Genomic DNA, 6,301 nt, shown 5'->3' on the forward strand with positions numbered 1-6,301 from the left:
CTCTCTGAACCATCGGAAGCTCATATAATGCGGCCCAGAATGAGGCGCGCTGTGAGATCATGGCCGTAAAGAGCGTAAGCTCATGCGTCATTGAGAGTAGGGGGGTAGTGGTTATAAGCTCTGTAGAGCAATTACCCATGGAGTGTGTGCGTTTAATGAGATCTCCGATCTGCGTCATCGCCGCCTTTGTCTCAGCCTTGCACTTCGTAAGGGAGTCGCGATTGTGCTGAGTTAGCTTATCCGCTCGTACCAATTGGAGCGCACTGTGGGCGGCTGCCCCCTGAACCTGAGTCGCGGTGAGGGACTCTAGCATAGCGGCGTTAGCCTGTGGGGACTCCTTAGTGATCAGATCAATTAGGGATGGAGCTCTGCTTAGGAGCTCCTTAAATAGCGCGACTTCAGCCTGGGCAGCACCTAACAGTAGCTCAGCTTTTGGGAAATTCAGTTTTAAGACTGTGTCAGTGCTAGCTACGTTTGAATTTTGGCGAGGCTTGTTATTACTGGGTGACGGGGATTGGAAAGTGCTCATACAATGGGTAGTAACATGAGAGGATAACTATATGGCAAGACGATCTGTGAAGAGTTGAGCAAGAATCTTGTGGTTTTGTTGTTTGGCGAGCCTGGCGAGCGCTTCATTTTCAATTTGTCGGACCCGTTCACGGGTCATTCTTAAGAGGACACCAATTTCCTTCAGGGTCATAGGTGGCGCACCCTGCAATCCGAAACGAAAGTTAAGAATCTCGCGCTCTCGTTTGTGAAGTCGGTTAAGAGATTCTTGTACAGCCTTTGTAAGCTCTGTTTTGTGGAGAGCTAGATCTGTTGAATCGGTCTTATGATCAGCAAGGGAATCAAGGAGGGTTTCGGAGTTGCCCGAGCTTATCGGCTTATTAAGGGTTCTAGTACCTTGAATAACAGGTAACAGCGCTAGTATATCTTCTTTGGAGAGATTCAATCGCTCCGCGATATCTTCGATCCCTGGATTCCCAGGCTCTGTAGCCAGCAATCGTGAAATCTGCAAAACTTTTGCGCTCTGACTAGCAGGGATAGCAACTAGATGTTTGACCTGCTGATTTCCGAGGCCGATAGTCTGACGTATCCACCAAACTGCATAGGTTGAAAATTTCCACCCTGAGTTTGGATCGAATTTTTCGATAGCCCGCAATACTCCGAGGTGCCCATCCTGAGAGAGATCTTCAAAGTTAATATGTAATTTCTGATTGCCATTAACGATCGATAACACCAGGCGCATATTGGCAACGAGTAGGTGTGATTTTATCGCTATGTAAGGTGCTTGTAGGCTCGTCAGGTGTGATATCGTTTTGTGAGCATGCAGGGCATCTCCACCAAGCAGCTCCTGCAGCTCTTTAAAACGCAAGAGATCTGGATCCGAGGCGTGTTCTGCCGCTGTTAGCGTTCCATGCTTACACTTAATCTTTGTTTCGATGGTTGCAAGGCTAGCGGCGCTTGCCCTGACCTTATTAAAGAGCAGCAGCGATTCTTCGGGGTGGATCGGTACTCGTAATAGAAGTTCAACTAAATTCTTTTTTTGTGTGGCGTAAAGCGGGTCCTCTTTGCTAGGTATGGCAGACAGCGTTGAAGCCGCCGTAACGCAGGCACCCGCCCTTTCGATCAGAGATTCAGTGCTGACCTTATCGCTTCTTGTAATAAAGATAATGGGCTCAGGAAGCAGCTCCTTTTCTACTATTCGAAGTAGTTTTTTTAATATGGAGCTCTGAACCAGCGGAATTTCATACAACGCGGCCCAAAATGAGGCGCGGTGTGAGATCATGGCCGTAAAGAGCGTATGCTCCTGCGTTTTTTTGAGTAGGGGGGTACTGGCTATAAGCTCTGTAGAGCAATTACCCATGGTGTGCGTGCGTTTAATGAGATCTCCGATCTGCGTTATTGCCGCCTTTGTCTCAGCCTTGCACTTCGTAAGGGAGTCGCGATTGTGCTGAGTTAGCTTATCCGCTCGTACCAATTGGAGCGCACTGTGGGCGGCTGCCCCCTGTTCCTGAGCGGCGATCAGGGTCCCAAGCATCTCAGAGGGAACTTGAGTATGGCTAGAGCCCTTAATAATAAGGTCAACTAGGGATGGTGAGATGCTTAAGAGCCTTCGAAAAAGAGCAACCTCAGCCTGAGCAGCAGCTAGAAGCAGCTCGGCTCTTGGAGCTCTAAGCTCTAGGGGATTGGTAGGGGGCATTGCCGATAAGGGCGCAATGGGGCCCTGTTTGCCTGACACGGATGATAGGTGCTTGCTCATATAACTGGTAATATAACATGTAACTATTCACTCCGGTATAAACTTGTTGTTGGTTAAAAGGATTCAATCTTGCGATCGGTCCTAAAGGCACCCCTTTCTTGACGTCTCTTGATCGGAGACGCTCATTTTAGGAATAAATAGTTGCGATAAGTATCTTATAGCCCAGATCCGCGCTGAAATGTTGAAAATTGCCAGCAATCCTCAACTTTCGGTGTTTGAGCCCCGAAGTTCGTAAAGGTAGTATCGATGTTATCGAGCGGGGTCCAATCGATCGGCTCTGAGACCATCTTTCCCAAAAATGGGCGTGAGATCTCAAGGATCTCCTCGTGATCAATATCGTCCGGTAGGCAGAAGCCCCTGGTTGGATTTTTAAGCATCCAGAGCACCGCTGCAATCACCGAGATGGCGACCTGCACCGTAGTAGCGTTTTGGTGTGGCACGAGTCGGCGCGCCTCCTCAATATCAAGGATGCTGCCGGTCCACCACGACTTAAAGTCGTGCCCCATCAGCAAGACCCCGAGCTCATCCTGCCCACTTATAATCTCGTCGCTAAGTATCCTCTGGTCGCTTTGCAACTTGTACTGTCGCATACGCAGTTCGTATAGAGAGGCTATGGCAGCATCTGATGGGCAGTAGACGTAGTGTACCGTTGGTCGATAGACGGCCCTGTTGCCCTCCCAAACGGTAAGGTGGTCCGAGATTCCAAAGGCCTCGCCATGCCTGATAACCATGCCGAGGATCGGGCCACTTGGGACCCAGGAACGAGCAAAGGTATTCATTCCGAGCGAGGAGAGGCAGATCTGATTGCATGGACCATCTTCAAATACTACGGCTCCAGGAGGGAGGCTTTTTTCGTGCGTGCCCCACCCCATCTCAGCCGGAGCTACCCCCTCTTCGTAGAGACCCTCGATGCTCCAGGTATTAACGAATTCATTAACGCGCCGCGGCACGCTGCTGTCCTGGGAGTCCCTTTCGCTAATGTGAATCACCTGAACCTGCGCAAGGCGCGCCATGCGTTTAAAATCTTTGGCTGCGAGTGCTGCCTTGAGGTCCTGCACGCGTGGATCGTGTGGCTTGCACTCGAGTAGCTTTTGGGTGATGCCGATCAGGGCATGTTTGGTAAAGTGGGAGACGAGCCCAGGATTTGCTCCATGATCAACTATGGCGGAGGGACCGTTGTTTGAGCCCCATTTTTGAACAAGGGCCCGCAACTCCATCTGCCGGCGATAAAGCGTATAGTTGCGGGGGTCCTGGCGCGCCCTATCGGCGTAGGGGTCCCATTTTTCAACCGAAGTGTTAATGAAGAGAACCGAACGCTCGCGACACCATTCAAGCATCTCAAGGGTCTCTATATTCCAGGCGAGATCGATCAGGATATCACCGGCTTTAAGGTACTGCCCCAGAATCTCAACAAGATTGTCCGGGGTTATTCTTTGCTGAACGTAGGTAACGCCGCGTTCAAGCAGCTCCTTGATACGGGCCCGATTGTCGACGAAATCGATAACGGTTATGTGCTCATACGGTACATCGAGCAGTTGTGGCAGGAGTGGCAACGTGCACTGTGATACAGAACCACATCCGATAACTAGGATACTACCCTTAAAGATAACCTTGGCCATTCATTGTACCTCCTAACAACCTAACCGAACTGCAAACTACTTAAAGGCTTACCTAATTACGGCTAATAGACACTACATTATCGCGCTTACGCACAAGGAGAGGCTACGTTTCATCGCCTGGGCGACGCCATCCTCCGATACTATTAGGATAGCCGATAATTATTTTATTTGATTCAATAGTTACCTGTAGAGAAGTAATTTCTACTTATAGTAGAATAGTAGCTATGTCTGTATAAGCCACAAGGTGCGCCATGCTCTCATTGTCCGATAGAAACCTCGAACAACGCACCCTCGTAATCATGTCGGCCAGGCCGTATGTCTCTGCGGAGTACCTCAGGACGGCGGCCTCGCGCGGAGCCAAGAAATTTAGCCTAGCGGCCGTTTACAAGGTCCTGCACAAGCTGCAAGCCTCAGGAGTTGTTGTCAAATCAGGCACGCGCTACAGCTTTAGTTTGCGTTGGGTCTTTGAGATGTTTACCTACGCGGATAAGCTAGCCGCTACGTATTTCTCTGAAGAGTATCTAAAAACGCTGTTGCCTCAGCGCGGAAAGAAGCTCTCGTGGAAGTTTTCTGAGCTATCTCGCTGTAATGAATTTTGGAACCAGCTATTGCTGGCGCTGCTTAAACACACACCCGCAGCCAATGTTTTTTCCTGGGTGCCGTATCCCTGGTTTGTGTTTTTGCATAACGACAGGGAGTCACGCTTGCAGCAGGCGTTTAGAATGAGTGGACGGCGATTTTATACCAGTTTCGGGGATGGCGGACATCTAGAGCAGGAGGTCAGAAAGGTATACGGGCATAGTAATCAGATCATTTCATTTTCAGAGGGCCCACTCAGTCGTCAGTATAGCAAATACGTTGACGTCGTCTCAGACTACGTCCTTACAGTTGCCCTCGATGCAGAAACAGAGAAGCGGGTCGCAAAGATCTTCTCTGGCTCAAAACGAGCAGCTTCGCGTAATTCCGCCCATAACCTAGAGGCGCTAGTTAAAAGATGTGCCGTTTCTATTACTCTTGAATTCAGCCCGAAGAAGGCTAAGGCCATTCGGCGACAACTTGCGGAGTTCTTTGGAGTTAGTGAATAGTTCCACTAAAAGTAGAAAGAAGATGAATTTACACACTGCGCTACCTTTGCAAATAGGATTCCTCCCCAATAAGTGTGGGTGGGAAGCTACTGGATGATGGCATAACTATGGGCGGCAGTTGGAAGAAAAGCCGGTCGAAGAATGTAAGATAATGGATGCTGAGTCCCTGCGCTGGAAGCGGTTCACGTTCCCGCGCAGGGGTGTTCCATCTAATGTACCCACACTTATCGGTGAGGAACCAGATTTTCGAATCACACCAAAGTTTAGAAAGGAGGTATTAAGAGCCATCTGTACCTTTATGTACAGATGGCTTAGTTTTTTTCTCTACCTTCCCTCACAAGTGCCTTAGTCTGTGTTTGTAGCAGATCCCGAATCTCTATAAGAAGTTGCTCTCCGTGTGTCGGAGCTGGCGTGACGGCAGCTTGTTGTGTTTTTATCTTCATAACCCAGCCTAGGAACTTAACGATAAAGAAGAAGAGGGCGAGCGCTACTATCAGAAAGTTAACGACCTCACCGATAAAAAGTCCATACGGAATCGCTTTGCCGTTTAGCACGAACCTCCACCCTAGGTAGCCCTGCTCTCCAGGGATAAGGCAACCGGCAAGGGGCATAATTATATTCCTGACCAGCGAGTCGACGATCTTTCCAAAGGCTGCTCCGATAATTACGCCCACGGCGAGATCGACCACGTTGCCCTTGAAGGCAAAGGCCTTAAATTCCTCCAGAACTAAGATAGCTTTTTGTGTAACGTTCATGCTTAGACCCCCAATCAATTAGGCACAGGATACAATGCTAGGCCGCAAGTGTACTATACACAGAGGGCGCGGTTGGTAAAATCAGGTTCCTCACCGATAAGTGTGGGTACATTAGATGGAAAACCCCTGCGCGGGAACGTGAACCGCTTCCCGTTACCTGCTCCCGCTCCGATACCGGTTCACGTTCCAGCGCAGGGATTCAGCATCCATTATCTTACATTCTTCGACCGGCTTTTCTTCCAACTGCCGCGCATAGTTATGCCACCATCCAGTAGCTTCCCACCCACACTTATTGGGGAGGAACCTAAAATTACTAGAGAGGGGAGGTGTCGCCTTTTAGGTTAGTACTTCAAGCCCCGTTGCGTGTACCGCAAGCATATCCTCAACCCGCAATTTGAAGCCAGCAACTGTTATCTCTGGCTCAAGGGTTAGCAGCATACCAGGTGTTAGGATAACGTTCTTGGTCGAGGGGCGCACTAGCATAGGATATTCATGAAGTTCGAATCCGATCCCGTGTCCTAGATCGAGCTCCTCTAGGGTACTATCTGGCAATCCAGCTAAGTTGAGGTGGTGGTGATA

The 6,301-nt window shown here is 49.6% G+C and carries 6 protein-coding genes; 1 reads left to right on the top strand and 5 read right to left on the bottom strand.

Features of this window, described 5'->3' with window-relative positions:
- The 3 genes from NTV65_06630 to NTV65_06640 form a co-directional block, all read right to left on the bottom strand.
- Window positions 1-529: hypothetical protein (locus tag NTV65_06630; GenBank protein MCX6114871.1), on the bottom strand; the 529-nt coding region annotated here is incomplete at its 3' end.
- A 27-nt stretch (window positions 530-556) separates the two neighbouring features.
- Window positions 557-2,263 carry a sigma-70 family RNA polymerase sigma factor gene (locus tag NTV65_06635; protein ID MCX6114872.1) on the bottom strand — a complete coding sequence of 569 codons (1,707 nt, stop codon included), beginning with the start codon at window positions 2,261-2,263 and terminating at the stop codon, window positions 557-559.
- A gap of 155 nt (window positions 2,264-2,418) precedes the next feature.
- Entirely contained in the window at window positions 2,419-3,882 is a 1,464-nt protein-coding gene (locus tag NTV65_06640) for a saccharopine dehydrogenase NADP-binding domain-containing protein (protein ID MCX6114873.1), read from the bottom strand.
- Window positions 3,883-4,133: 251 nt separating this feature from the next.
- Between NTV65_06640 and NTV65_06645 the strand changes: the two genes are divergently transcribed.
- Complete coding sequence (locus NTV65_06645) at window positions 4,134-4,967, top strand: hypothetical protein (GenBank protein ID MCX6114874.1); 834 nt, start codon at window positions 4,134-4,136, stop codon at window positions 4,965-4,967.
- Window positions 4,968-5,278: 311 nt separating this feature from the next.
- On the opposite strand, the gene mscL is transcribed toward NTV65_06645, so the two are convergent.
- Window positions 5,279-5,722: a large conductance mechanosensitive channel protein MscL gene (mscL, locus tag NTV65_06650; GenBank protein ID MCX6114875.1), complete on the bottom strand. Its 444-nt coding sequence runs from the start codon at window positions 5,720-5,722 to the stop codon at window positions 5,279-5,281.
- Between the two features lie 336 nt (window positions 5,723-6,058).
- The coding region (locus tag NTV65_06655; GenBank protein ID MCX6114876.1) for a M24 family metallopeptidase at window positions 6,059-6,301 on the bottom strand (243 nt) is incomplete at its 5' end.

The organism is Pseudomonadota bacterium, assembly GCA_026390555.1.
Lineage (GTDB): Bacteria > Bdellovibrionota_C > UBA2361 > UBA2361 > OMII01 > OMII01.